General features: G+C 64.7%; 20 protein-coding genes. 13 read left to right on the top strand and 7 right to left on the bottom strand.

Going from position 1 to position 23,649, the window contains the following annotated elements:
- Positions 1-49 precede the first annotated feature (49 nt).
- Positions 50-1,459 (bottom strand): COG3014 family protein, encoded by a 1,410-nt coding sequence (locus CAG31_RS11695; protein WP_085581115.1) that lies wholly within the window; start codon positions 1,457-1,459, stop codon positions 50-52.
- 144 nt (positions 1,460-1,603) lie between these two features.
- Here CAG31_RS11695 and CAG31_RS11690 point away from each other — a divergent pair, with 144 nt between their 5' ends.
- The gene (locus CAG31_RS11690; RefSeq protein ID WP_085581113.1) at positions 1,604-3,499 is read left to right on the top strand and encodes an FTR1 family protein; all 1,896 of its coding nucleotides are present in this window, start codon (positions 1,604-1,606) and stop codon (positions 3,497-3,499) included.
- Between the two features lie 58 nt (positions 3,500-3,557).
- Here the strand turns inward: CAG31_RS11690 and elbB are convergent, their stop codons facing one another.
- Entirely contained in the window at positions 3,558-4,226 is a 669-nt protein-coding gene (gene elbB, locus CAG31_RS11685; protein WP_085581111.1) for an isoprenoid biosynthesis glyoxalase ElbB, read from the bottom strand.
- Between the two features lie 116 nt (positions 4,227-4,342).
- On the opposite strand from elbB, the gene CAG31_RS11680 reads away from it, so the two are divergent.
- Complete coding sequence (locus CAG31_RS11680; protein ID WP_085581109.1) at positions 4,343-5,578, top strand: sterol desaturase family protein; 1,236 nt, start codon at positions 4,343-4,345, stop codon at positions 5,576-5,578.
- On the opposite strand, the gene CAG31_RS11675 is transcribed toward CAG31_RS11680, so the two are convergent.
- Positions 5,559-6,215, bottom strand: a complete 657-nt coding sequence (locus CAG31_RS11675) for a DedA family protein (RefSeq protein WP_085581107.1) — start codon at positions 6,213-6,215, stop codon at positions 5,559-5,561. The two genes, CAG31_RS11680 and CAG31_RS11675, sit on opposite strands and share 20 nt — an antisense overlap.
- A gap of 208 nt (positions 6,216-6,423) precedes the next feature.
- On the opposite strand from CAG31_RS11675, the gene hemB reads away from it, so the two are divergent.
- Both hemB and ppk1 read left to right on the top strand, forming a co-directional pair.
- A complete protein-coding gene (gene hemB / locus CAG31_RS11670; protein WP_085581105.1) occupies positions 6,424-7,437 on the top strand; it encodes a porphobilinogen synthase in 1,014 nt (337 codons plus the stop codon).
- Positions 7,438-7,455: 18 nt separating this feature from the next.
- Positions 7,456-9,678, top strand: coding sequence for a polyphosphate kinase 1 (gene ppk1 / locus CAG31_RS11665; protein ID WP_085581103.1), 2,223 nt, complete (start codon positions 7,456-7,458; stop codon positions 9,676-9,678).
- An 84-nt stretch (positions 9,679-9,762) separates the two neighbouring features.
- Here the strand turns inward: ppk1 and ppx are convergent, their stop codons facing one another.
- Entirely contained in the window at positions 9,763-11,265 is a 1,503-nt protein-coding gene (gene ppx / locus CAG31_RS11660) for an exopolyphosphatase (protein WP_085581101.1), read from the bottom strand.
- 275 nt (positions 11,266-11,540) lie between these two features.
- Here ppx and trxA point away from each other — a divergent pair, with 275 nt between their 5' ends.
- The 6 genes from trxA to CAG31_RS11630 all read left to right on the top strand — a co-directional run bounded on the left by trxA (position 11,541) and on the right by CAG31_RS11630 (position 18,936).
- The gene (trxA, locus tag CAG31_RS11655) at positions 11,541-11,870 is read left to right on the top strand and encodes a thioredoxin TrxA (RefSeq protein ID WP_085581099.1); all 330 of its coding nucleotides are present in this window, start codon (positions 11,541-11,543) and stop codon (positions 11,868-11,870) included.
- A 247-nt stretch (positions 11,871-12,117) separates the two neighbouring features.
- Entirely contained in the window at positions 12,118-13,377 is a 1,260-nt protein-coding gene (gene rho, locus CAG31_RS11650; RefSeq protein ID WP_085581097.1) for a transcription termination factor Rho, read from the top strand.
- Between the two features lie 195 nt (positions 13,378-13,572).
- Entirely contained in the window at positions 13,573-15,567 is a 1,995-nt protein-coding gene (locus CAG31_RS11645; RefSeq protein WP_085581095.1) for an acyltransferase family protein, read from the top strand.
- 69 nt (positions 15,568-15,636) lie between these two features.
- Positions 15,637-17,103, top strand: coding sequence for a 4-hydroxy-3-polyprenylbenzoate decarboxylase (ubiD, locus tag CAG31_RS11640; protein WP_085581092.1), 1,467 nt, complete (start codon positions 15,637-15,639; stop codon positions 17,101-17,103).
- Positions 17,103-18,071 carry a CDP-6-deoxy-delta-3,4-glucoseen reductase gene (locus CAG31_RS11635; protein WP_085581090.1) on the top strand — a complete coding sequence of 323 codons (969 nt, stop codon included), beginning with the start codon at positions 17,103-17,105 and terminating at the stop codon, positions 18,069-18,071. Before ubiD ends, CAG31_RS11635 begins: the two co-directional genes overlap by 1 nt.
- 196 nt (positions 18,072-18,267) lie before the next feature.
- Positions 18,268-18,936 carry a gamma-glutamylcyclotransferase gene (locus tag CAG31_RS11630; protein WP_085581088.1) on the top strand — a complete coding sequence of 223 codons (669 nt, stop codon included), beginning with the start codon at positions 18,268-18,270 and terminating at the stop codon, positions 18,934-18,936.
- Here the strand turns inward: CAG31_RS11630 and glpT are convergent.
- On the bottom strand, positions 18,912-20,261 hold the full coding sequence (gene glpT, locus CAG31_RS11625; protein WP_085581086.1) for a glycerol-3-phosphate transporter: 1,350 nt from the start codon (positions 20,259-20,261) through the stop codon (positions 18,912-18,914). The genes CAG31_RS11630 and glpT overlap by 25 nt on opposite strands.
- A 224-nt stretch (positions 20,262-20,485) precedes the next feature.
- Here glpT and CAG31_RS11620 point away from each other — a divergent pair, with 224 nt between their 5' ends.
- Entirely contained in the window at positions 20,486-21,115 is a 630-nt protein-coding gene (locus CAG31_RS11620; RefSeq protein WP_085581084.1) for a flagellar basal body-associated protein FliL, read from the top strand.
- A 15-nt stretch (positions 21,116-21,130) separates the two neighbouring features.
- On the opposite strand, the gene CAG31_RS11615 is transcribed toward CAG31_RS11620, so the two are convergent.
- A complete protein-coding gene (locus tag CAG31_RS11615) occupies positions 21,131-22,108 on the bottom strand; it encodes an NADPH:quinone oxidoreductase family protein (protein ID WP_085581082.1) in 978 nt (325 codons plus the stop codon).
- 150 nt (positions 22,109-22,258) lie between these two features.
- Here CAG31_RS11615 and CAG31_RS11610 point away from each other — a divergent pair, with 150 nt between their 5' ends.
- Entirely contained in the window at positions 22,259-22,666 is a 408-nt protein-coding gene (locus CAG31_RS11610; RefSeq protein WP_085581080.1) for a flagellar basal body-associated protein FliL, read from the top strand.
- Positions 22,667-22,844: 178 nt separating this feature from the next.
- Here CAG31_RS11610 and CAG31_RS11605 read toward each other — a convergent pair whose 3' ends face one another.
- Positions 22,845-23,297: an EVE domain-containing protein gene (locus tag CAG31_RS11605; protein ID WP_085581078.1), complete on the bottom strand. Its 453-nt coding sequence runs from the start codon at positions 23,295-23,297 to the stop codon at positions 22,845-22,847.
- 196 nt (positions 23,298-23,493) lie between these two features.
- On the opposite strand from CAG31_RS11605, the gene CAG31_RS28420 reads away from it, so the two are divergent.
- Complete coding sequence (locus CAG31_RS28420) at positions 23,494-23,649, top strand: hypothetical protein (RefSeq protein WP_170929950.1); 156 nt, start codon at positions 23,494-23,496, stop codon at positions 23,647-23,649.

Genomic DNA, 23,649 nt, shown 5'->3' with positions numbered 1-23,649 from the left:
ATTATAGGTCCGCGGTGCTGGCTATGTAATAGCTTTTTAATTTCACCGGTTAGTGAGGTGCCATTACTTGTGTCGTGTTCGATAGCGCCTGCGGCGGCACGTAGGCCGCGCCGATGATGAACGCCAGATCGCCGAACGCCCGTAGGTTGATGACCTGATGATCCTGGTCGATGCGCACCGTGATCGGCGGCGTGCGCTTGGCGTTGGGCAGGACGAGGGTGTGCTCGCCCTTTTTCAGGCGCAGGCGCGCCACCAAGGTCTTGTCCGGCAGCGTGCGCCAGGTGCGGGTGTCGGCTTCCTCGAACGGATCCTTGGCGATCACCGTCAGCGAGGCCTTGGCCGGGTTGCGCTCGTTTTCGTTGGCCTGCCCGATCGCGGCCATGTTGGCGCGGAACATCGCGGCGGAAATGATCGCCGGCATGTCGTCGCGCAAGGTGCGCACCGCCATGTCGGTGACGCTGTTGACCTGGGCCAGCGAGCGTTTGCGGCCGTCCACCGTGAGGTGGTCGAACTTGGGCGTGACCGCGTCCGGGATCATCACCGGAAACGAGATCGGCGCGACGATGACCAGGTTCTCGTTGAGCCGCACGGGAATCGGCACGGTGACGGACGCCCGGGCCGGCGCCAGGCCGCTCTGCACGACAATCAGGACATCGCTTTCGCCGGCCTTGGCCGGCGGTTTGTCGAGGTTGCGCAGCGCCTGTTCGAGAAAGGGTAGGTTGGGCCGCAGTTCGATCGCCTGCCGATAGCCCGGCGCGGCCAGGGTCCGTTCCCCCAGCGCTTCATAGGTGAACCCGGCCAGGTAATGGCTGAACGCGCTCTGATAGCCGTTTTTCAGCTCGATGACCGCCGGCGCCTCCAGGGTGGTCACCGGATAGCCCTGCAGATCCTTGTAGTGCAGCCGGGTGCCTTGGGCCTTGGCCTGGTTCTCGACCTCTTCGTACTGCCGTTCGCGCTGGCTGGCGATCAGCGTTTCGCGCTCGTGGGTCTTCTTGATGTCGGCCCGCGCACCGTCGAAGTCATTCATCGCCAGTTGGTTGAGGGCCATCTGGGTGGTCAGCATGACCTTTTCGTAATCGTAGCCGTCGTAGCGCTGCAGCTTGTCGTTGACCAGCATCATGCCCATTTCCTTGTAGAAGCGGTTGAGCAGCTTCACCGGGGCGGACGGCACCGCTTCTTCGCGGCGGACAATCATCTGGTCGGCGCTGCGCCAGGTCGCCTGACTCTCCGGCAGGGCATTGCCGAGGCTGAGGACGGCGCCTTTCTCGAAATAATAGAGCAGGTCCTTGTCTTCCCATGGGTTGTTCCGCTCGATCAGGTACAGCGCGTTGTCGAGGTTGCCCATCATCAGCTGGTCGTTGGTCTGCTGCATTTCCAGGTCGTAGTTGCGGTAGGCGGCACACCCGCCCAGTTGCGCCAGAAGGCTGAACAGCAAGGGAAGCAGCAGGCAGTGGCGCATGGGAAACGGTTCTTCCTTGAGCGTTGGGGTGGCGCATTATAGGGACGGGTGCTGGCCATGTGCTTTGCATCGGCAAGAAAGCTTGAGGGAAATGCGTTCGACGTGAACAATATGTAACTTCGCATTTCCATTTGAGACTCATTCATGACTGCCGCGTCCCGATTCCTGGCCTGGCTGGTGTTCCCGTTTTGCGTGCTGGGCAGCGTCGACCTGCTGGCCGATACCGTGGAAGGCGCGCCGCAGGCGCTGCACCTGCTCGATTACATCAGCGCCGACTACCCGCCGACGGTGGCGGCCGGCAAGGTCATCGACGACGCGGAATACCGTGAGCAGCTGGAATTCACCCAGGTGCTGCAAGGGCTGATCGCGGCCATGCCGGCCAAGCCCGAGAAGGCCGGGCTGGAGCAGGGCGTCAGCGCGTTGCGTGGGGCCATCGCGGCCAGGCAGGACGGCGCGGATGTCGCCCGCCAGGCCCGGCAGCTCGGCGCGCAACTGGCGGTGGCCTACGAGGTCAGCCAGGCGCCGGTGATCACCCCCGATCCGACCCGCGGCGCGCCGCTCTACGCCCAGCACTGTTCGGTCTGCCACGGCGAGACCGGCGCCGGCGACGGCCCGGCGGGCGTCGGCCTGACGCCGGCCCCGGCCAACCTGCGCGACGCCGTGCGCATGGATCGCCTGAGCCTGTACGCGATCTACAGCACCCTCGGCCAAGGCGTCGAAGGCACCGACATGCCGGCCTTCGCCGACCAGCTCGACGACCGTCAGCGCTGGGACCTGGCGACCTACATCGCCCAGTTCAGCGCTGATTCGGCCGTGCCGAAATCCGAAAAGACCTACAACATCGCCGACCTGGCCCGTCAGACCCCGGCCGAAGTGCAGGCGGCCGAAGGCCCGCAGGCCGCTGCGGTGTTCCGCGCGCAGCGGGCGCAGCCGCCGCAGGTCAAGCGCGGCCCGGCGCAGTTGCTCGACTACACCGCCGCGACCCTGGACAAAAGCCTCGCCGCCTATCGTGCCGGCGAACGCGACCAGGCCTACGACCTGTCGGTGGCCGCCTATCTCGAAGGCTTCGAACTGGTCGAAAGCTCCCTGGACAACGTCGACACCAACGTGCGCAAGGACACCGAGAAGTCCCTGATGGCCTACCGGCAGTCCCTGCAGGACGGCTTGCCGGTGGCCCAGGCCGAACAGCGCCTGGACGCGGCCAAGGCCAAGCTCAAGGCGTCCGCCGGCCTGCTGGGCAGCGATGGCCTGAGCTGGTCGCTGAGCTACATTTCCGGGCTGCTGATCCTGCTGCGCGAAGGGCTGGAAGCGATTCTGGTGCTGGCGGCGATCCTCGCGTTCCTGCGCAACACCGGCCAACAGTCGGCGGTGCGCAGCGTCAACGCCGGTTGGGGCCTGGCCTTGCTGGCCGGCCTCGGCACCTGGGCGCTGGCGGCGTACGTGATCGACGTCAGCGGTTCCCAGCGCGAGCTGCTCGAAGGCGCCACCGCGCTGTTCGCCGCCGTGATGGTGCTGTGGCTCGGAGTGTGGATGCACGACCGCCGTCACGCGGCGGCCTGGCAGGACTACATCAAGCAAAGCCTGGTGGGCGGCGGCGGGCGCTTCGGTTTCGCGGTGCTGGCGTTCTTCTCGGTGTACCGCGAACTGTTCGAGGTGATCCTGTTCTACGAAACCCTGTGGCTGCAGGCCGGCCCCGCCGGGCATGACGCCGTGCTGGCGGGCGGCGCTACGGCGCTGGTGCTGCTGGTCGGCCTGGCGTGGGTGATCCTGCGCGGCTCGGCGAAACTGCCGCTGGCGCTGTTCTTCAGCATCAACGCCGGCCTGCTGTGCGCATTGTCGGTGGTGTTCGCCGGGCATGGCGTGAAGGCGTTGCAGGAGGCGGGCATCTTCGGCACGCGGCCGGTGGCGTTCTTCGAGTTCGACTGGTTGGGGATCCATGCCGACGCCTACTCGCTGACGGCCCAGGCCGTGGCGATCGCGGCGATCATCATTCTTTACGGCCGCAGCCGGGTGGCGGAGAAGCGGCGGGCGACGGCCTGACCCCTGAAGGCAGGGTGGCGAAGGAGCAAGCTCCCTCGCCACAAAGGGGCGCTTGCGCTCAGGCGTCGTTCTCGTGGGTCAGTTCCAGCACGCGGTCGACCAGCTTGTTGATCCCCGAAGCCGCCTCGCCGATCGATTTCGCCAGCATGTAGGCCGGGGTGGTCACCAGTTTGCGTGCCTTGTCTTCGACGATGTCGGTCACCGCGCAGTCTTCGTGGGTGGCGCCCATCTTGCCGATGGCCGCTGCGGTGTCGGCGTCGTTGCCGATGGTGCAGGTCACGCCCGGGCCGTAGATCTTCGCCGCCAGCGCCGGCGAGATGCAGATCAGCCCCACCGGCTTGCCCGCTTCGGCAAAGGCTTCGGCCAGGGCCAGCACCTCAGGCTGCACGGTGCAGCCGGGGCCTTCGACGGCGAAGTCGGACAGGTTCTTCGCCGCACCGAAGCCGCCGGGCACGATCAGCGCGTCGAAGTCCTCGACGTCGGCCTCGCGCAGGTCCTTGACCTCGCCGCGGGCGATGCGCGCCGACTCCACCAGCACGTTGCGCGACTCGGGCATCTCTTCGCCGGTCAGGTGGTTGATCACATGCCGTTGCGCGATGTTCGGGGCGAAGCACTGCACCTGGGCGCCGCGCTGGTCGAGGCGCAGCAGGGTGATGACGCTTTCGTGGATCTCGGCGCCGTCGTACACGCCGCAGCCGGACAGGATCACTGCGATTTTCTTGCTCATGGGGCTTTCTCCAGATTCATGGCGTTAAATGTCCACTAATTTGTCACTCGTTGCCATAGGGATAATTCGCGGCTACACCTAGGATCTGTCCTCAAAGATCACGATCAGGGCGCGTCATGGATTTCATTCTGTATGCGGTACCGTTCTTCTTTGTGCTGATCGCGGCGGAGCTCGTCGCCGACCGCTGGCGCGGGGTGAGTAACTACCGCGTGGCCGATGCGGTGAACAGCATCAGCACCGGCGTGCTGTCGACCACCACCGGCCTGTTGACCAAGGGCGTGGGGCTGGTGACCTATGCGTTCGCCCTGGATCACATGGCCCTGCTGCGGCTGCCGGCCGACAGCGTCTGGGTCTGGGTGTTCGCCTTCGTGTTCTATGACTTCTGCTACTACTGGCTGCACCGCATGGGCCATGAGCGCAACATCCTGTGGGCCGCCCACTCGGTGCATCACCAGAGCGAGGACTACAACCTTTCCACGGCCCTGCGCCAGACCAGCACCGGGTTCCTGTTGAGCTGGATCTTCTACCTGCCGATGGCGCTGGCCGGGGTGCCACTGCCGGTGTTCGTCAGCGTGGCGGCGCTGAACCTGCTGTACCAGTTCTGGGTGCACACCCGGCACATCCCCAAGCTCGGCTGGTTCGAGTGGTTCTTCGTCACGCCGTCCAACCATCGGGCCCACCATGCGCAGAACGCTCTCTATATGGACCGCAACTACGGCGGGGTGTTCATCGTTTGGGACAGGCTGTTCGGCTCGTTCCAGGAAGAGGACGACAACGAACCGGTGATTTTCGGCGTGACCACGCCGCTGGCGAGCTGGAACCCGCTGTGGGCCAACCTGCAGTTCTATGCGCAATTGTGGGACGACGCGCGCCGCACGCGCAGCAGATGGGACAAGCTGCGGATCTGGTTCATGCGCACCGGCTGGCGCCCGGCGGACGTGGCGGCGCAGTACCCGATGAGCAAGCCGGACCTGAGCCAGTTCCGCAAGTTCGAGGTGCCGCTGGACGGCCGCCAACAGTGGTACGTGGTGCTGCAGTTCGGCGTCTACATTGCGTTGGGCAGCTACCTGATGAACCTTGAGCACAGCCTGCCCGCCGGTGCGCTGGTGCTCGGCTGGGGCGCGGTGGCGCTGGGGCTGTTCGCGTTGGGCACGGCGTTGGAGAATCGCCCGTGGGCGTTGCGGGTGGAGCTGCTGCGGCTGGCCTCGAACCTGCCGCTGGTGTGGCTGGCGCCGCTGGTGGGGCTGTGGCCGGCCAGCCCGGTGGCGTGGATCGGCCTGCTCAGTTACACCTTGCTCAGCGGCATCGGCCTGTACTGCTGCCGCCAGCGGCTCACTCGGCTGGCGTCTTAGGCGTCTTGGTCTCGGCCGCGCTGGCCAGTTCGGCCTTGCGCCGCTCGGCCTTGGCGGCCTGTTCGTCTTCGTAGACCTGCTTGGCCAGCCGCGCGTTCTTGAAGCGTCGGCGCAGCCACAGCAGCAGGCCCAGCACCAGCAGGCCGCCGAGCACCCACAGTTCGTACTTCTTGATGCTGCCCAGCATGCCTTCGAGCACGGCGCCGAAGTGATACGCGGCGGCGGCCAGCGCGGCGGCCCAGATGGCCGCGCCGATGCCGTTGAGCAGCAGGTAGCGTCCCGGCGGATAGCCCGACAGGCCGATCGCCACCGGCATCACGGTGCGCAGGCCGTAGACGAAGCGGAAGCTCAGCACCCAGATGTCCGGATGCTTGCGGATGTGCTCCAGCGCCCGGTCGCCCATCATCTGCCAGCGCGGCTTGCGCGCCAGCAGCTTGCGCCCGTGCTTGCGGCCCAGGAAGTACCACAGCTGGTCGCCGGCGTAGCTGCCGAAGAACGCCACGACCACCACCAGGTTGATGTCCATGTAGCCACGGAACGCGAGGAAGCCCGCGAGCACCAGGATGGTTTCGCCTTCGAAGAACGTGCCGAGAAACAAGGCAAAGTAGCCGAAGTCATGCAGAAGTTGTTGGAGCATTGTCTGGGTGCTGGCGAAATGAACGCGCAGCCTAACCCTTCGGACACATTCAGGAAAGTGTCGAAATGTGTCTCGACGTGAACAATTCCTACACTGACAATGGAATGCGACTACCTGTCACAGGGGTGCACATAACTGTAATACGACCGTCATAATGGCCGCTTATAACTGTCACGCTCGCCCGTCTGCGCGGGCTCAGGAGTCTGCCGTGAGCTTTACCCCTGCCAACCGCTTGTTCCCAGCCACCCGCCTGCGCCGCAACCGCCGTGACGGGTTTTCCCGTCGGCTGGTGCGTGAAAACGTGTTGACGGTCGACGACCTGATCCTGCCGGTGTTCGTGCTCGACGGCGAGAACCGCCGCGAAGCCGTGGCCTCGATGCCGGGCGTGGAGCGCCTGACCGTCGACCTCCTGCTGGAAGAGGCGGCCAAGTGGGTTGAGCTGGGCATTCCGGCGCTGGCGCTGTTCCCGGTCACCCCGCCCGGGCTCAAGTCCCTCGACGCCGCCGAAGCCTGGAACCCTGAAGGCATCGCCCAGCGCGCCACCCGGGCCTTGCGTGCGCGGTTCCCGGAACTGGGCGTGATCACCGACGTCGCCCTGGATCCGTTCACCACCCACGGCCAGGACGGCATCCTCGACGAAAGCGGCTACGTGCAGAACGACATCACCGTCGATGCGCTGGTCAAGCAGGCGTTGTCCCATGCCGAGGCCGGCGCCCAGGTGGTGGCTCCGTCGGACATGATGGACGGGCGCATCCAGGCGATCCGCGAGGCCCTGGAAGTGGCCGGCCACGTCAACGTGCGGATCATGGCCTACTCGGCCAAGTACGCCAGTGCCTATTACGGGCCGTTCCGCGACGCGGTGGGCTCGGCGGCGAACCTGGGCAAGGCCGACAAGGCCTCCTATCAGATGGATCCGGCCAACAGCGACGAAGCCCTGCACGAAGTGGGCGCCGACTTGTCTGAAGGCGCGGACATGGTGATGGTCAAGCCGGGCATGCCGTACCTGGACATCCTGTTCCGGGTGAAGGATGCCTTCAAGGTGCCGACCTTCGTCTATCAGGTCAGCGGCGAATATGCCATGCACATGGCGGCGATCCAGAACGGCTGGTTGAGCGAAGGCGTGATCCTCGAATCCCTGACCGCCTTTAAACGTGCGGGCGCTGATGGCATCCTGACTTACTTTGCTGTCCGTGCCGCCCAATTGTTACGAGAGCAGAAATAGCCCTCCCAGGAACATTCGATGAATACCGAAGGACTCACTGAAGTTGCCGTAAAAGACGCTCAACCCGTGGTCGAGCAGATCACCGAGACGCCACCGGAGCTCGAGCCCGCGCCACCCGCGCCGGCCGCCGAAGCCGCCGCGGCCCCGGTGATCGCGATTCCGGGCCTGGATGACAGCAGCCTGTACATCCACCGGGAATTGTCGCAACTGCAGTTCAACATCCGCGTGCTGGAACAGGCGCTGGACGAGTCCTATCCGTTGCTGGAGCGGCTGAAGTTCCTGCTGATCTTCTCCAGCAACCTCGACGAATTCTTCGAGATCCGCGTCGCCGGCCTCAAGAAGCAGATCACCTTCGCCCGTGAGCAGGCCGGCGCCGACGGCCTGCAGCCGCACCAGGCCCTGGCCCGGATCAGCGAACTGGTGCACGGCCACGTGGACCGCCAGTACGCGATTCTCAACGACATCCTCCTGCCGGAGCTGGAAAAGCACCAGATCCGCTTCATCCGCCGGCGCTACTGGACCACCAAGCTCAAGACCTGGGTGCGCCGCTATTTCCGCGACGAGATCGCGCCGATCATCACCCCGATCGGCCTTGACCCGACGCACCCGTTCCCGCTGCTGGTGAACAAGAGCCTGAACTTCATCGTCGAGCTCGAAGGCATCGACGCCTTCGGCCGCGACTCGGGCCTGGCGATCATCCCGGCGCCGCGCCTGCTGCCGCGGATCATCAAGGTGCCGGAAGAGGTCGGCGGCCCGGGCGCCAACTACGTGTTCCTGTCGTCGATGATCCACGCCCACGCCGATGACCTGTTCCAGGGCATGAAGGTCAAGGGCTGCTACCAGTTCCGCCTGACCCGCAACGCTGACCTGGCGCTCGACTCCGAAGACGTCGAAGACCTGGCCCGGGCCCTGCGCGGCGAGCTGTTCTCGCGCCGCTACGGCGACGCGGTGCGCCTGGAAGTCGCCGACACCTGCCCCAAGCATCTGTCCGACTACCTGCTCAAGCAGTTCAACCTGAGCGAGACCGAGCTGTATCAGGTCAACGGCCCGGTCAACCTGACCCGCCTGTTCAGCATCACTGGCCTGGACAGCCATCCGGAGCTGCAGAACGCCCCGTTCACCCCGCAGATCCCCAAGCTTCTGCAGAACAGCGAGAACATTTTCAGTGTGGTCAGCAAACAGGACATCCTGCTGCTGCACCCGTTCGAGTCGTTCACGCCGGTGGTGGATCTGCTGCGCCAGGCGGCCAAGGATCCGCACGTCCTGGCGGTGCGCCAGACCCTTTACCGCTCCGGCGCCAACTCGGAAATCGTCGATGCCCTGGTGGACGCGGCGCGCAACGGCAAGGAAGTGACCGCGGTCATCGAGCTGCGCGCGCGCTTCGACGAAGAGTCCAACCTGCAGCTGGCCAGCCGTCTGCAGGCGGCCGGCGCGGTGGTGATCTACGGCGTGGTCGGCTTCAAGACCCACGCCAAGATGATGCTGATCCTGCGCCGCGAGCAGGGTGAGATCGTGCGCTATGCCCACCTCGGCACCGGCAACTACCACGCCGGCAACGCCCGCCTTTACACCGACTACAGCCTGCTGACCTCCGACGATGCCCTGTGCGAAGACGTCGGCAAGCTGTTCAGCCAACTGATCGGCATGGGCAAGACGCTGCGCATGAAGAAGTTGCTGCATGCGCCGTTCACGCTGAAGAAGGGCATGCTCGACATGATCGCCCGCGAGACGCAGTTCGCCCTCGACGGCAAGCCGGCGCACATCATCGCCAAGTTCAACTCGCTGACCGATCCGAAGATCATCCGCGCGCTGTACAAGGCCAGCCAGTCCGGCGTGCGCATCGACCTGGTGGTGCGCGGCATGTGCTGCCTGCGTCCGGGCATCGCCGGGGTATCGCACAACATCCACGTGCGTTCGATCATCGGCCGCTTCCTGGAGCACACCCGGGTGTTCTATTTCCTCAACGGCGGCGAGGAGCAGATGTTCCTCTCCAGCGCCGACTGGATGGAGCGCAACCTCGACAAACGGGTCGAGACTTGCTTCCCGGTGGAAGGCAAGAAGCTGCTGACCCGGGTCAAGAAGGAGCTGGAGCTGTACCTGACCGACAACACCCACAGCTGGAGCCTGCAGTCGGACGGCCGCTACATCCGCAACACGCCGACGGGCAACCAGAACCCGCGCAGCGCCCAGGCGACGCTGCTGGAGCGGCTGGGCAGCCCGATCCTGCCGGTCAGCAGCTGACCGACGGCCAGGCACAAAAAAGGCGATCCCTCGGGATCGCCTTCTTGTTTCGCCGGTTTCCTGCGGCGGGTCGGTCGCCACCGGTCAGTGGACGGTCAGCACGATCCCGACCCGCGTCAGCCACTCCGCCTCCAGGGCGAAGTCCGCCTGGGTCAGCTGGTTGTCGTCCAGCCAGTGTTCCGGGAACTCCACATCGAGGGTGTCGCCGTTGGCGTGCAGCGCCACTTGCGGCATCGCCTGGGTGCCGCGGATGTGGTGGAACAGGATGGCGAAGCGCAGCAGCACGCACAGGCGGATCAGCTTGATGCCGTCGTCGTCGAACTCGGCGAACTTGTCCTTGGGGATGTTGCGGCGGTGGCCGCGCACCAGCAGCGCCAGCATCTGCTGGTCCTCGCGGGAGAACCCGGCCAGGTCCGAGTGCTCGATCAGGTAGGCGCCGTGCTTGTGGTAGTGGTAGTGGGCGATGTCGAGGCCGACTTCGTGCACTTTCGCCGCCCAACCCAGCAGTTCGCGCCAGATGCCGTCCTCCAGGTCCCAGTCCGCGGCGACCTGGTCGAAGGCGTGCAGGGCCTTGCGCTCGACCCGCGCCGCCTGTTCCAGGTCGACGTGGTAGCGCTCCATCAGCGACGTCAGGGTGCGCTCGCGCACGTCTTCGTGATGGTGGCGGCCCAGCAGGTCGTACAGCACGCCTTCGCGCAGCGCGCCTTCGCAGTGATCCATGCGCTTGAGTTCGAGGGCGTCGAAGATCGCCTCGAGAATCGCCAGGCCTGCCGGGAAGATCGCCCGGCGGTCAGGCTTGATGCCTTCGAAGTCGATCTTGTCCGCGTCGCCGAGCTTGAACAGCCGGCGCTTGAGCCAGGCCAGGCCTTCGGCGTTGACCTCGCCTGAACCGTGGCCGCCGGCCTTCAGCGCCAGGCCGATGGCGCGGATGGTGCCCGAGGAGCCGATGGCCTCGTCCCAGGTCAGGCGGTGCAGGGCGTGCTCGATGCTCATGATCTCCAGCCGCGCCGCCGTGTAGGCCTGGGCGTAGCGGGCCGGGGTGATCTTGCCGTCCTTGAAGTAGCGCTGGGTGAAGCTGACGCAGCCCATCTGCAGGCTTTCGCGCAGCAGCGGCTCGAAACGCTGGCCGATGATGAATTCGGTGCTGCCGCCGCCGATGTCGGCCACCAGGCGCTTGCCCGGCGTGTCGGCGAGGGTGTGGGAGACGCCCAGATAGATGAGGCGCGCTTCTTCGCGGCCGGAGATGACCTCCACCGGATGGCCGAGGATCTCTTCGGCGCGGTGGATGAACTCGACGCGGTTGCGCGCCTCGCGCAGGGCGTTGGTGCCGACGATCCGCACGGCGCCCAGGGGCATGCCGTTGATCAGTTGGGCAAAGCGCTTGAGGCAGTCGAGCCCGCGCTGCATGGATTCTTCGTTGAGGTGGCGCTCTTCGTCGATGCCGGCGGCGAGCTGGACCTTCTCCCCGAGGCGTTCGAGAATGCGGATCTCGCCGTTCTGGGCCTTGGCCACGACCATGTGGAAGCTGTTGGAGCCCAGGTCGATCGCGGCGATCAGGGACAGATTCTTGGCTTGGTTCTGGGGCATGGTCAGGGGGTCTCGGTCGATAACCCCGACATCGTGCCACGATCAAACGCCGCCGCCAACGCGCAGGGGCCAAACCCTTGATCCTGCGCAGATTCGCGCAAGATCCTTGGCCGACCTGAGCCGCCGCCTTTCGCCGGGGCCCCGGCGACGCGCGGTTTGAGCTATACCCAAACTCATGAGCCACCATAGCGAGACTCAATCATCTGCGGCTTCCTGAACAGGGGAAGGGCGGCTATGATGGGCCACGTTTTTTTGCTTACAACCTGGAGAATTCCATGAGCAGCGATCTGATCAAACACGTTAGCGACGCTAGCTTCGAAGCTGACGTACTCAAGGCCGAAGGCGCTGTCCTGGTCGACTACTGGGCTGAGTGGTGCGGCCCGTGCAAGATGATCGCTCCGGTCCTGGACGACATCGCCGCCGAGTACCAGGGCAAGGTGACCGTCGCCAAGCTGAACATCGACGAGAACCAGGAAACCCCGGCCAAGCACGGCGTGCGCGGCATCCCGACCCTGATGCTGTTCAAGAACGGCAACGTCGAAGCGACCAAGGTCGGCGCGCTGTCGAAGTCCCAGCTCAAGGCTTTCCTCGACGCCAGCCTCTGAGCGCCGCTGTAAAGTCCGCTGAAAAAGGCCCCGCAAATTGCGGGGCTTTTTGCTTATTCAGGGCTAGACGCTCCGAAACTCAGGTGATACATTCGGCCCCGCACTGGTTTCTCCACTGCCCCCTGCTAGCCGTCGCCGACGCACTCCTTTCGAACAAGTACGCGATCCTGTCGCCTTCTCCGCGGCGCGGCCTCATTAAGCCAAAAGCTTAATTTCCCCCCTCTATAAATGATTACGTCATTCCTATATGAATCTGACTGAACTCAAGCAAAAGCCGATTACCGACCTGCTCCAGCTGGCCGAAGACATGGGCATAGAAAATATGGCCCGTTCGCGCAAGCAGGACGTGATTTTCTCCCTGCTGAAAAAGCACGCGAAAAGCGGTGAGGAAATCTCCGGTGATGGCGTGCTGGAGATTCTCCAGGACGGCTTCGGCTTCCTGCGCTCCGCTGACGCTTCCTACCTCGCAGGTCCCGACGACATCTACGTCTCGCCGAGCCAGATCCGCCGTTTCAACCTGCGCACCGGCGACACCATCGTCGGCAAGATCCGCCCGCCGAAGGAAGGCGAGCGTTATTTCGCCCTGCTCAAGGTCGACACGATCAACTTCGACCGTCCTGAGAACGCGAAGAACAAGATTCTGTTCGAGAACCTGACCCCGCTGTTCCCGAACGTGCGCATGAAGATGGAAGCCGGCAACGGTTCCACCGAAGACCTGACCGGTCGTGTGATCGATCTGTGCGCGCCGATCGGCAAAGGCCAGCGTGGTCTGATCGTGGCGCCGCCGAAGGCCGGTAAAACGATCATGCTGCAGAACATCGCAGCGAACATCGCCCGTAACAACCCGGAAGTTCACCTGATCGTGCTGCTGATCGACGAACGTCCGGAAGAAGTGACCGAAATGCAGCGCACCGTGCGCGGCGAAGTGGTCGCCTCGACCTTCGACGAGCCGCCGACCCGTCACGTGCAAGTGGCCGAAATGGTGATCGAGAAGGCCAAGCGCCTGGTCGAGCACAAGAAGGACGTGGTGATCCTGCTGGATTCCATCACCCGTCTGGCCCGCGCCTACAACACCGTGATCCCGAGCTCCGGCAAGGTGCTGACCGGTGGTGTCGATGCCCACGCCCTGGAGAAGCCGAAGCGTTTCTTCGGCGCGGCGCGCAACATCGAAGAAGGCGGCTCGCTGACCATCATCGCCACTGCGCTGGTCGAGACCGGCTCGAAGATGGATGAAGTGATCTACGAAGAGTTCAAGGGCACCGGCAACATGGAGCTGCCGCTGGACCGCCGCATCGCCGAGAAGCGTGTGTTCCCGGCCATCAACATCAACAAGTCCGGCACCCGCCGCGAAGAGTTGCTGACCGCCGACGACGAGCTGCAGCGCATGTGGATCCTGCGCAAGCTGCTGCACCCGATGGACGAAGTCGCGGCCATCGAGTTCCTGGTCGACAAGCTGAAGACGACCAAGACCAACGACGAATTCTTCCTGTCGATGAAGCGCAAGTGACATAGACGGTCGAGTCCGAAAAGTGGCGCTCTGCGGGGCGCCATTTTTTTTGCCTGTTTTTTGTCTGGGCGATGGGAGGTTCGCGATCTGGTATGGTCAGTGACTGGGCATAACAACAGGCAGCGAGTGCGGGCGGCTCATGGAGAGCGTCGCGGCTGCACAGAAAACAACCATCTGATCGGCATTGAACAAATTATGAGCACTCTCGCTTATCGAAGGGATATCGACGGCTTGCGCGCAGTCGCGGTGATCGCCGTCGTGCTGTTCCATTTCGGGGTTCCGGGCTTTACCGGCGGTTTTGTCGGCGTGGACGTGTTCTTCGTGATTTCCGGCTACCTGATCACCTCGATCATCTGGAACCAGCGCCAAGCCGGGCGCTTCAGCTTCGTCGACTTCTGGGCCCGGCGCGCCCGGCGGATCCTGCCGGCGCTGTTTGCGATGATACTCGTCGTGCTGGCGGTGGGCTGGTTCCTGCTGGCGCCAAAGGACTACGAAGAGCTGGGGCGCTCGGTGCGCTACCAGGTGATGTTCGTCTCCAACCTGCTGTTCATGCGGCAGGACGGCTACTTCGATGTCGCCTCCGACCTCAAGCCGCTGCTGCACACCTGGTCGCTGGCGGTGGAGGAGCAGTTCTACATTCTCTTCCCATTGCTGCTGACCGTGCTGTCCGGGCGCCTGAAGCACTGGCGGCTGGCGCTGTTCGGCGTGTTGCTGGTGTCCTTCGGCCTGAGTGTCTGGGCCGTCAGCCACCACCCGGAAAAAGCCTTCTTCCTGCTGCCCATGCGCGCCTGGGAGCTGCTGGCCGGAGCGATGTTGGCGGTGGCGCCGAAAAGCGCCTGGCGCCTGAAGCCGATGGCGGCGCAGGGCCTGAGCCTGCTCGGCCTGGCCCTGATCCTGCTGGCGGTGTTCGGCTACGACAAGGCCACGCCGTTCCCCGGTGCGGCGGCGCTGCTGCCGGTGCTGGGCGTGGTGGCGCTGATCCTGGCCAACGGGCACCGCCGGACCTGGGTCGGCAAGCTCCTGAGCAGCCGGTTGATGGTCGGTCTCGGCCTGGTGTCGTATTCCTGGTACTTGTGGCACTGGCCGGTGTTCGTGTTCTCCCGCTACGCCAGTGTCGATGAGCCGGGCGCGTTCGACACCCTGGGCCTGATTCTGCTGACGCTGGTGTTGGGCTATCTGTCCTGGAAATTCGTCGAGACGCCGTTCCGCGAGCGTCGCCTGCTCGCCGGCCGTCGGCAGATCCTGCTGGCCGGTGCCTGCGGCGTGCTGGTGATCGGCCTGGCCGGACAGAGCCTGCGCTGGACCGACGGCTTGCCGTGGCGCCTGTCCGAGCAGGCGCTGCAGTACGCCAAGGGGCGCGAGTGGCGGCCGGAGCTGATGGCCTGCCTGGCCGACGACAAGACGCCGGACGACAAACTGTTCTGCCATTACGGCGCCGCGAACGGCCCGGCCCGCACCCTGGTCTGGGGCGACAGCCACGCCACCGCGCTGATCCCGGTGTTCGACGACGGCGCCAAGGCCCATGCCGTGAGCGTGATGCTGGCCAGTTCCCCCGGTTGCGTGCCGGTGCAGGGCCTCGAGCATGACGCCCGCTGCGCGCGCTTCAACCAGCGGGTCGAGCATGCCCTGGCGCCGCCGGTGAGCGACGTGGTGTTGGTGGCGCGTTGGAGCCTCTACCTCTACGGCGACGCCAAGGGCGATCTGGCCCACGCCCTGAAGGCCGCCGACGGGCACTACGACCGCGCCGTCGCCGAGCAGCGCCTGGCCGATGGCCTGCGGGCGCGGGTGGCGCAGCTGCGGGCCGGCGGGCATCGGGTCTGGCTGGTGAAGGAGGCGCCGCTGCAGGCTTTCAGCCCGCCGTACCGGCTCACGCGCCTGGCGATGCTCAACCGCCCGGTGGACGATGTCGGCCTGGCGCTCGGCGAGCACCTCAAGCGGCAGACTTTCATCAGCGGGCTGTTCGCCCAGCTGGCGCAGGATCCGGCGGTGCGGGTGGTGGATCCGGCGCCGCGGCTGTGCGACGCGGAAGGTTTTTGCCGCGCCGAACTCGACGGCCATTCCTTGTACACCGACGACAATCACCTCTCGGAAGTCGGCGCGCGGTTCGTGGCGCCGGTCCTCGAACCGTTGTTCGTCGGCCTGCAGGCCGGGGCGAACCTTCGCAAAGGGCAGGCCAATGCAGCCAAGTGAGGCCTGACGGGCTGCCAGCGGGCGGCATAGCAGGTAGGATGTACGCCTATTTTGAGGGTGCCATCGTCAATGAAATTCAAGGATCTTCGGGATTTCGTGCAGCAGCTTGAGCAGCGCGGAGAGTTGAAACGCATCCAGGTGCCCGTCTCGCCGGTGCTGGAGATGACCGAGGTGTGCGACCGCACCCTGCGGGCCAAGGGGCCTGCGCTGCTGTTCGAGAATCCGACCGGCTTCGACATCCCGGTGCTCGGCAACCTGTTCGGCACCCCGCAGCGGGTGGCGATGGGCATGGGCGCCGAGTCCACCGACGAACTGCGCGAGATCGGCAAGCTGCTGGCGTTCCTCAAGGAGCCCGAGCCGCCCAAGGGCCTGAAGGATGCGTGGTCGAAGCTGCCGATCTTCCGCAAGATCATCGCGATGGCGCCAAAGGTCGTGAAGGACGCGCCGTGCCAGGAAGTGGTCATCGAGGGCGACGACGTCGACCTGGCTACACTGCCGATCCAGCACTGCTGGCCGGGCGATGTCGCGCCGCTGATCACTTGGGGCCTGACCGTGACCAAAGGCCCGAACAAGGATCGCCAGAACCTGGGCATCTACCGTCAGCAGGTGATCGGCCGCAACAAGGTCATCATGCGCTGGCTCAGCCACCGGGGCGGGGCGCTGGACTACCGCGAGTGGTGCGAGAAGCATCCGGGCCAGCCGTTCCCGGTGTCCGTGGCCCTCGGCGCGGATCCGGCGACCATCCTCGGCGCGGTCACGCCGGTGCCGGACAGCCTCTCCGAATACGCCTTCGCCGGCCTGCTGCGCGACAGCCGCACGGAACTGGTGAAATGCCGCGGCAACGACCTGCAGGTGCCGGCCACCGCCGAGATCATCCTGGAAGGCGTGATCCACCCGGGCGAGATGGCGGACGAAGGCCCTTACGGCGACCACACCGGCTACTACAACGAGGTGGACAGCTTCCCGGTGTTCACCGTCGAGCGCATCACCCACCGCATCAAGCCGATCTACCACAGCACCTACACCGGCCGGCCGCCGGATGAGCCGGCGATCCTCGGCGTGGCGCTGAACGAAGTGTTCGTGCCGATCCTGCAGAAGCAGTTCCCGGAGATCACCGACTTCTACCTGCCGCCCGAGGGCTGCTCGTACCGCATGGCCGTGGTGACGATGAAGAAGTCGTATCCGGGGCACGCCAAGCGCGTGATGCTGGGTGTCTGGTCGTTTTTGCGACAGTTCATGTACACCAAGTTCGTTATCGTCACCGACGACGACATCAACGCCCGGGACTGGAACGACGTGATCTGGGCCATCACCACGCGCATGGACCCCAAGCGCGACACGGTGATGATCGACAACACGCCCATCGACTACCTCGACTTCGCCTCGCCGGTGTCGGGCCTGGGGTCGAAGATGGGGCTGGACGCCACCCACAAGTGGCCGGGCGAGACCACTCGCGAATGGGGCCGCGTCATCGTCAAGGACGACGCCGTCACCCAACGGATCGATGCCATCTGGAATCAGTTAGGAATAGATTGATGCGTGTAACCCTTCAGCCCTCCGGAGCGGTGCTAGAGATACGGCCCGGCGAGCGGATTCTCGATGGTGCGCGGCGCCTGGGCTACGAATGCCCGCAGAGCTGCCGCAACGGCAATTGCCATGTGTGCGCGGCGCTGCTGGTGGAAGGCCGGGTCGAACAGGCCGGCAAGGTGCATGACCACGGCGAGTTCTACACTTGCATAGCGGAGCCGCTGGAAGACTGCATCGTGCTGTGGGATGGCGTGCTCGCGCTGGGAGAGTTGCCGGTGCGCAGCCTGTCGTGTCAGGTCGTCGAATGCCGGGACGTCGGCGGCGATACCTGGCGGGTGCGCCTGCGGGCGCCGGCCGGCAAGCCGCCGCGCTACCACGCCGGGCAGTACCTGATGATCGAGCGCGAGAACGGCGAGAAATCGGCGTTCTCCATGGCCTCGGCGCCCCACGCCGGCCGCGACCTGGAGATCCACGTGCTGGCGCGTGAGAACAGCGCGCTGAGCCTGATCGACCAGCTCCAGCGCAACCCGCTGGTGCGCGTCGAGCTGCCGTTCGGCGACACCCACCTGGCCGAACTGCCCGAGGGGCCGCTGGTGCTGATCGCCGCCGGCACCGGCATGGGCCAGATCCACAGCCTGATCGAACACTGCCGGGCCAACGGCTTCAAGCACCCGGTGCACCTGTATTGGGGCGTGCGCCGGCCGGAAGACTTCTACCGCATCGAACATTGGGACGAATGGCTGAAGTTGCCCAACCTGTTCCTGCACAAGGTCGTCAGCGATCAATGCGGCTGGGAAGGGCGCTGCGGGATGCTGCACGAAGCGGTGTGCGAAGATTTCCCCGACCTCAAGGCCTTGCACGTCTATGCCAGCGGCTCGCCGGCCATGGTCTACGGCACGCTCGATGCGCTGGTCGAGGCCGGGATGGACGCCCATCAGATGCGCGCCGACGTGTTCGCCTACGCCCCTCGGGGATAAGTTCGATATACCTCCATATATAGCCGATCGGTATTTATGTAATTGCATGAATACCGGTAGGTTATATATCAATCCGGCAATGGATGAATGAAAGCGCCTGGCACTTCAATTGCCTTAAAACATATGTGCCTTATTGTTACAGCGGTGCGTTCTATTTAGTAATTCTTCACCCGCGGGGAGCTGAACGCTATTCGCCATGAGCGCCATCGAAAACGGTTTTTCGCATCCGGCTTACCCTCCGCGGCTCGATCTCGGGCCGCAGCTGACCCACGAACAGCTTCTCCTCTCCATGCAATCGACCATGGCGCGCCACAAGGGCGGGCCGGTGTGGCTGTTCGCGTACGGATCGCTGATCTGGCGGCCGGAATGCACGGCGGTCGAACGGGTGCGCGGGCGGGTGCACGGCTATCACCGCGGCCTGTACCTGTGGTCTCACGAGCACCGCGGCACGCCGGAGATGCCGGGGCTGGTGTTCGGCCTGGATCGTGGGGGCTCGTGCAGCGGCTTCGCCTACCGGTTGCCGGAAGACAATCTCGACAGCGCGCTGTATGCCCTGTGGAAACGCGAGATGCCGTTTCCGTCCTACCGGCCGCACTGGCTCAATTGCCGTCTGGAGGATGGCAATCAGGTTCAGGCGTTGGGGTTCGTGTTGGAGCGGCACCTGCCCAGCTATGCCGGCAACCTGCCGGACCATGTGCTGAGCCAGGTGTTCGAAAGCGCCTGCGGGCGCTACGGCACGACGCGCGACTATGTCGAGCAGACCGCCCACGCCCTGCGCAGCCACGCCATGCCAGACCGCAATCTGGAGGCGCGGCTCAGGCGCTGCCGGTCACAGGCCGATCAGGCGAGCGCTTCGCGGCTCTGACTGGCGGCTTGCTTGTGCAGCAGGGTCGGGGCCAGGAAGGCCATCGACAGCAGGCAGGCGCCCACCAGCAGCACGAAACCGCCGTCCCAGCCGAAGTGGTCGACGGTGTAGCCCATCGCGGCGCTGGCCGCGACCGAACCGCCCAGGTAACCGAACAGGCCAGTGAAGCCCGCTGCGGTGCCGGCGGCTTTCTTCGGCGCCAGTTCCAGCGCCTGCAGGCCGATCAGCATGACCGGGCCGTAGATCAGGAAGCCGATGGAGAACAGGGCGATCATGTCGACGGTTGGGTTGCCGGCCGGGTTCAGCCAGTACACCAGGGTCGCCACGGTCACCAGGGCCATGAACACCATGCCGGTCAGGCCGCGGTTGCCGCGGAAGATCTTGTCCGACATCCAGCCGCACAGCAGGGTGCCCGGAATCCCCGCCCACTCGTAGAAGAAGTACGCCCACGACGTCTTGTCGACGTCGAAGTGCTTGGCTTCCTTGAGGTAGGTCGGCGCCCAGTCCAGCACGCCGTAGCGCAGCAGGTAGACGAACACGTTGGCCATGGCGATGTACCAGAGCATTTTGTTGCGCAGCACGTACTTGACGAAGATTTCCTTGGCGCTGAATTCGTCTTCGTGGCTGGCGTCGTAGCCTTCCGGGTAGTCGTTCTTGTACTTCTCGATCGGCGGCAGGCCGACCGACTGCGGGGTGTCGCGCATGGTGATGAAGGCGAACGCCGCCACCGCCAGGGCCACCGCCGCCGGGACGTAGAACGCGGCGTGCCAGTCGTTGAACAGGCCCATGCCGACCAGGAACAGCGGGCCGATCAGGCCGCCGCCGACGTTGTGCGCCACGTTCCACACCGACACCACGCCGCCGCGCTCCTTCTGCGACCACCAGTGCACCATGGTGCGTCCGCTCGGCGGCCAGCCCATGCCTTGGGCCCAGCCATTGATGAACAGCAGGATGAACATCATGGTCACGCTGGAGGTCGCCCATGGCGCGAAACCGAAAATGAACATCACCCCGGCGGACACCAGCAGGCCAAACGGCAGGAAGTAGCGCGGGTTGGAACGGTCGGACACCAGGCCCATGAGGAACTTGGACAGGCCGTAGGCGATGGCGATGGCCGACATCGCCAGGCCCAGGTCGCCGCGGCTGTAGCCTTGGTCGATCAGGTACGGCATGGCCAGGGAGAAGTTCTTGCGCAGCAGGTAGTAGCCCGCGTAGCCGAAGAAGATGCCGGCGAAGATCTGCCAGCGCAGGCGTCGGTAGGTACTGTCGATTTTTTCTTCAGGCAGGGGAGCCTGATGTGCGGCAGGTCGAAAGAAAGCAAACATTCAAGAGCTCCAGAATTCTTGTTTTGACTGCGGATGTGAATGTTACAGTTTCGTTACCGAAAATAGCACCGCCTGCCATCCGCAAAACAGCGGAAATGTTGGAAAACGCACGTTCTTTTACGAACCTGTCGCTCAGCTGTAAGAACGGGGCGTTTTCACCACTTGTGAACATCGGGCGGCTTAGACTCGCGATCCGTCGACCGACTGTTCTGCAGAGATGAATGATGGCTTTGAAGGTGCGCATGCTTGTGGTTCGCCTGCTGGTGGCGGCCGTTCTCACCGCCGGCTTGCTGGCGCTGGTCTTCACTGACCATCCCGGGCATTCCGGTTTGCGCAATGCCACGGTGCTGATCATCCGGCATGCCGAGAAGCCCGACGTCGGAACCGAACTCAACGCCCGGGGCGAGCAGCGTGCCGCGGCCTATGCCGATTACTTCAACCCGCTGGAGCTGGATGGCCAGGCGCTGACGCCCCAGCGCCTGCTGGCCGCCGGCGATAGCCCCGAAAGCGTCCGCTCGCGCCTGACCCTGACCCCGCTGGCCCGGCGTCTGAACCTGTCGGTCGAGCAGCCCTACATCAACGGCGATGTCCATGACCTGGTGAAATTGCTGCGCAAAGGCAACAAGGCGCCGACGGTGCTGATCGCCTGGCACCACGGGCACATCGACAAGCTGATCAAGGCGTTCGGCGGCGACGCCACGGCGCTGATGGGCCAGCGCAAGTGGCCGGACGGGGTCTACGACTGGGTGATCGTCCTGCGTTTCGACGACAAGGGGCGACTCATTCCGTCACGCAGCGAGAAGGTCCAGGAGCACCTGCTGCCGGGTGACGGAGCGATGTCGCCCCGGATCTGACGGTACTTTGCCGGCTCAGCGCACCTGCACCACCACCTTGCCCACCGCCTTGCGCTGGCCCAGGTCATTGATCGCCTGCGCCGCCTCGCTCAGCGGATACACCTGCGACACCAGCGGCTTGAGCTTGCCTTCGGCGAACCAGCCGAACAGTCGCTGGAAGTTCGCGGCGTTGTCCTGGGGCTGGCGTTGGGCGAAGGAGCCCCAGAACACGCCGAGCACCGCAGCGCCCTTGAGCAGCGCGAGGTTGACCGGCAGTTCAGGGATGCGTCCGCTGGCGAAACCCACCACCAGCAGGCGGCCGTTCCAGGCGATGGCGCGGATGGCCTGGTCGAACAGGTCGCCGCCGACCGGGTCGTAGATCACGTCGGCGCCCTGGCCGTCGGTGAGGCGCTTGATCTCGTCCTTGAGGCTGGTTTCGCTGTAGTTGATCAGTTCGTCGGCGCCGGCGGCCTTGGCCACCGCGAGCTTCTCGGCGCTGCTGGCGGCGGCGATCACCCGGGCGCCCAGGGCCTTGCCGATTTCCACGGCGGCCAGGCCGACGCCGCCGGACGCGCCGAGCACCAGCAGGGTTTCGCCCGGTTGCAGGTTGCCGCGCTGGGTGAGGGCGTGCATCGAGGTGCCGTAGGTCATGCTGAAGGCGGCGGCCGTCCTGAAGTCCATCGACGGCGGGATCGGCAGCGCGTTGTAGCCCGGCACCGCGACCTGCTCGGCGAAGCTGCCCCAACCGGTCAACGCCATCACCCGGTCGCCGACCTTGAGATGGCTGACCTTCTCCCCGACTTCACGCACCACGCCGGCCGCTTCGCCGCCCGGCGAAAACGGGAAGGGCGGCTTGAACTGGTACTTGCCCTCGATGATCAGCGTGTCCGGGAAATTGACCCCGGCGGCGTGCACCTCCAGCAGGATTTCGTTCTTCTTCGGGGCAGGGCTGGCGACCTCTTCCAGCACCAGCGATTCGGCAGGGCCGAAGGCTTTGCACAGCACGGCTTTCATCAGGGCTATTCCTTTGGGAGTGATGGCCGATAAGTGTAGGTGTGGCCGTCGACGGGTCAACGAGCATGCCCGGCCCTGATAGTCCGCCATAAGCTTGTGCTTGCGCGGCGGGCCGTTATGCTAGGCCGCAAACCGGATAAGGAGCGAATTGTGAAAGCGTGGATCATGTTGTTGCTGGCCCTGTCTCTGCCTGTGGCAGCGCTGGCCGAAGAAGCCAAAGAAGGCGAGGCGCCGAAGGTCAACTACATCACCCTGAGCCCGCCGTTCGTGGGCAACTACGGGCTGGACGGCACGCCGAAGCTGAAGGTCTACAAGGCCGACGTGGCGCTGCGCGTGACCGGCGAGGAATCGACCAAGCTGGTCAAGGCCAACGAGCCGCTGATCCGCAATCAACTGGTGGCGCTGTTCGCCCAGCAGTCGACCGAGACCATGAACAGCCTCGAAGCCAAGGAAAAGCTGCGTCAGGAAGCGTTGAAGCAGACCCAGCAGGTGATGAACGACGAAACCGGCAAGCCGGTGGTCGAGGATCTGCTGTTCAACAACCTGATCATTCAGTAAATGACGGGGTGACTGCGCCGGCCTCATCGCTTGCAGGCAAGCTCCCAAAGGTTTTGGTGGTGACGCAGATCCTGCTCATCCGCTATACCCTGCGGGAGCCAGCCTGCTGGCGATGGCGCCAGTCGAGGCGCCGCCGGGCAGCATCGATCGCAAGGCATTCTTTGCGCCGACGAACGGCTCAAGGCTTGAGCGCAACCACCGCCGCCCACTGCTGCGGCGTCACCGGCATCACCGACAGCCGCGAGCCTTTCTGCACCAGCGGCATTTCCGCCAGCGCGGTCTGCTGCTTCAGGTAATCGAGCTTGAGCACCCGGGCGAACGTCTCGACGTGCTCCACATCGATCGCGCTCCAGGCGTTTTTCTCGGGTGTGGCCTTCGGGTCGTAGTAGTGGCTTTCCGGCTCCAGCGCCGTCGGATCCGGGTAGGCCGCCTGAACGATCCGGCCGATCCCGGCAATGCCCGGCTCCGGGCAGCTGGAGTGATAGAAGAAGAACAGGTCGCCGACCGCCATGGAACGCAGGAAATTGCGCGCCTGATAGTTGCGCACGCCGTCCCAGCGCGCCTTGCCGAGCTGCTGCAGGCCTTTGATCGAGAGCTCGTCGGGTTCGGATTTCATCAGCCAATAGGCCATGGTTCTTGCTCCTCGCAGGGGTCGTCGGGCAGGTCGTCGGCAATTTTATGACAAACCGACGGTCGGTTGACGTCAGCGTTTGCGCGGCGGTTCACGTTGTCGCAAAATGCCGGCCTTTAAAGCTTGACGCTGCTGCACGGCTACGAACGGAAACCGCTGCTGTCATCGTGATGATGTGCCTTGAGGGGGGCAATCGATGAAACGCAAACCGGATTTGCTTTGGACATTGGTGATCTTGTTCGGTCTCGGCGTCGTGACCACCGGTTATGCGCAGAGCCTGTGGGCCAACAAGGCCGACGCACCGGTCGAAGTGGCGCAGCAGGTCCAGCAGTCGACCGCCTTCAAGCGCTGA

Origin of the sequence: Pseudomonas sp. R25(2017) (assembly GCF_002112565.1) — a bacterium.
Classification (GTDB): domain Bacteria; phylum Pseudomonadota; class Gammaproteobacteria; order Pseudomonadales; family Pseudomonadaceae; genus Aquipseudomonas; species Aquipseudomonas ekonensis.
The sequence above is the reverse complement of the archived record's forward strand: the minus strand, read 5'-3'. Positions and strand labels throughout refer to the sequence as shown.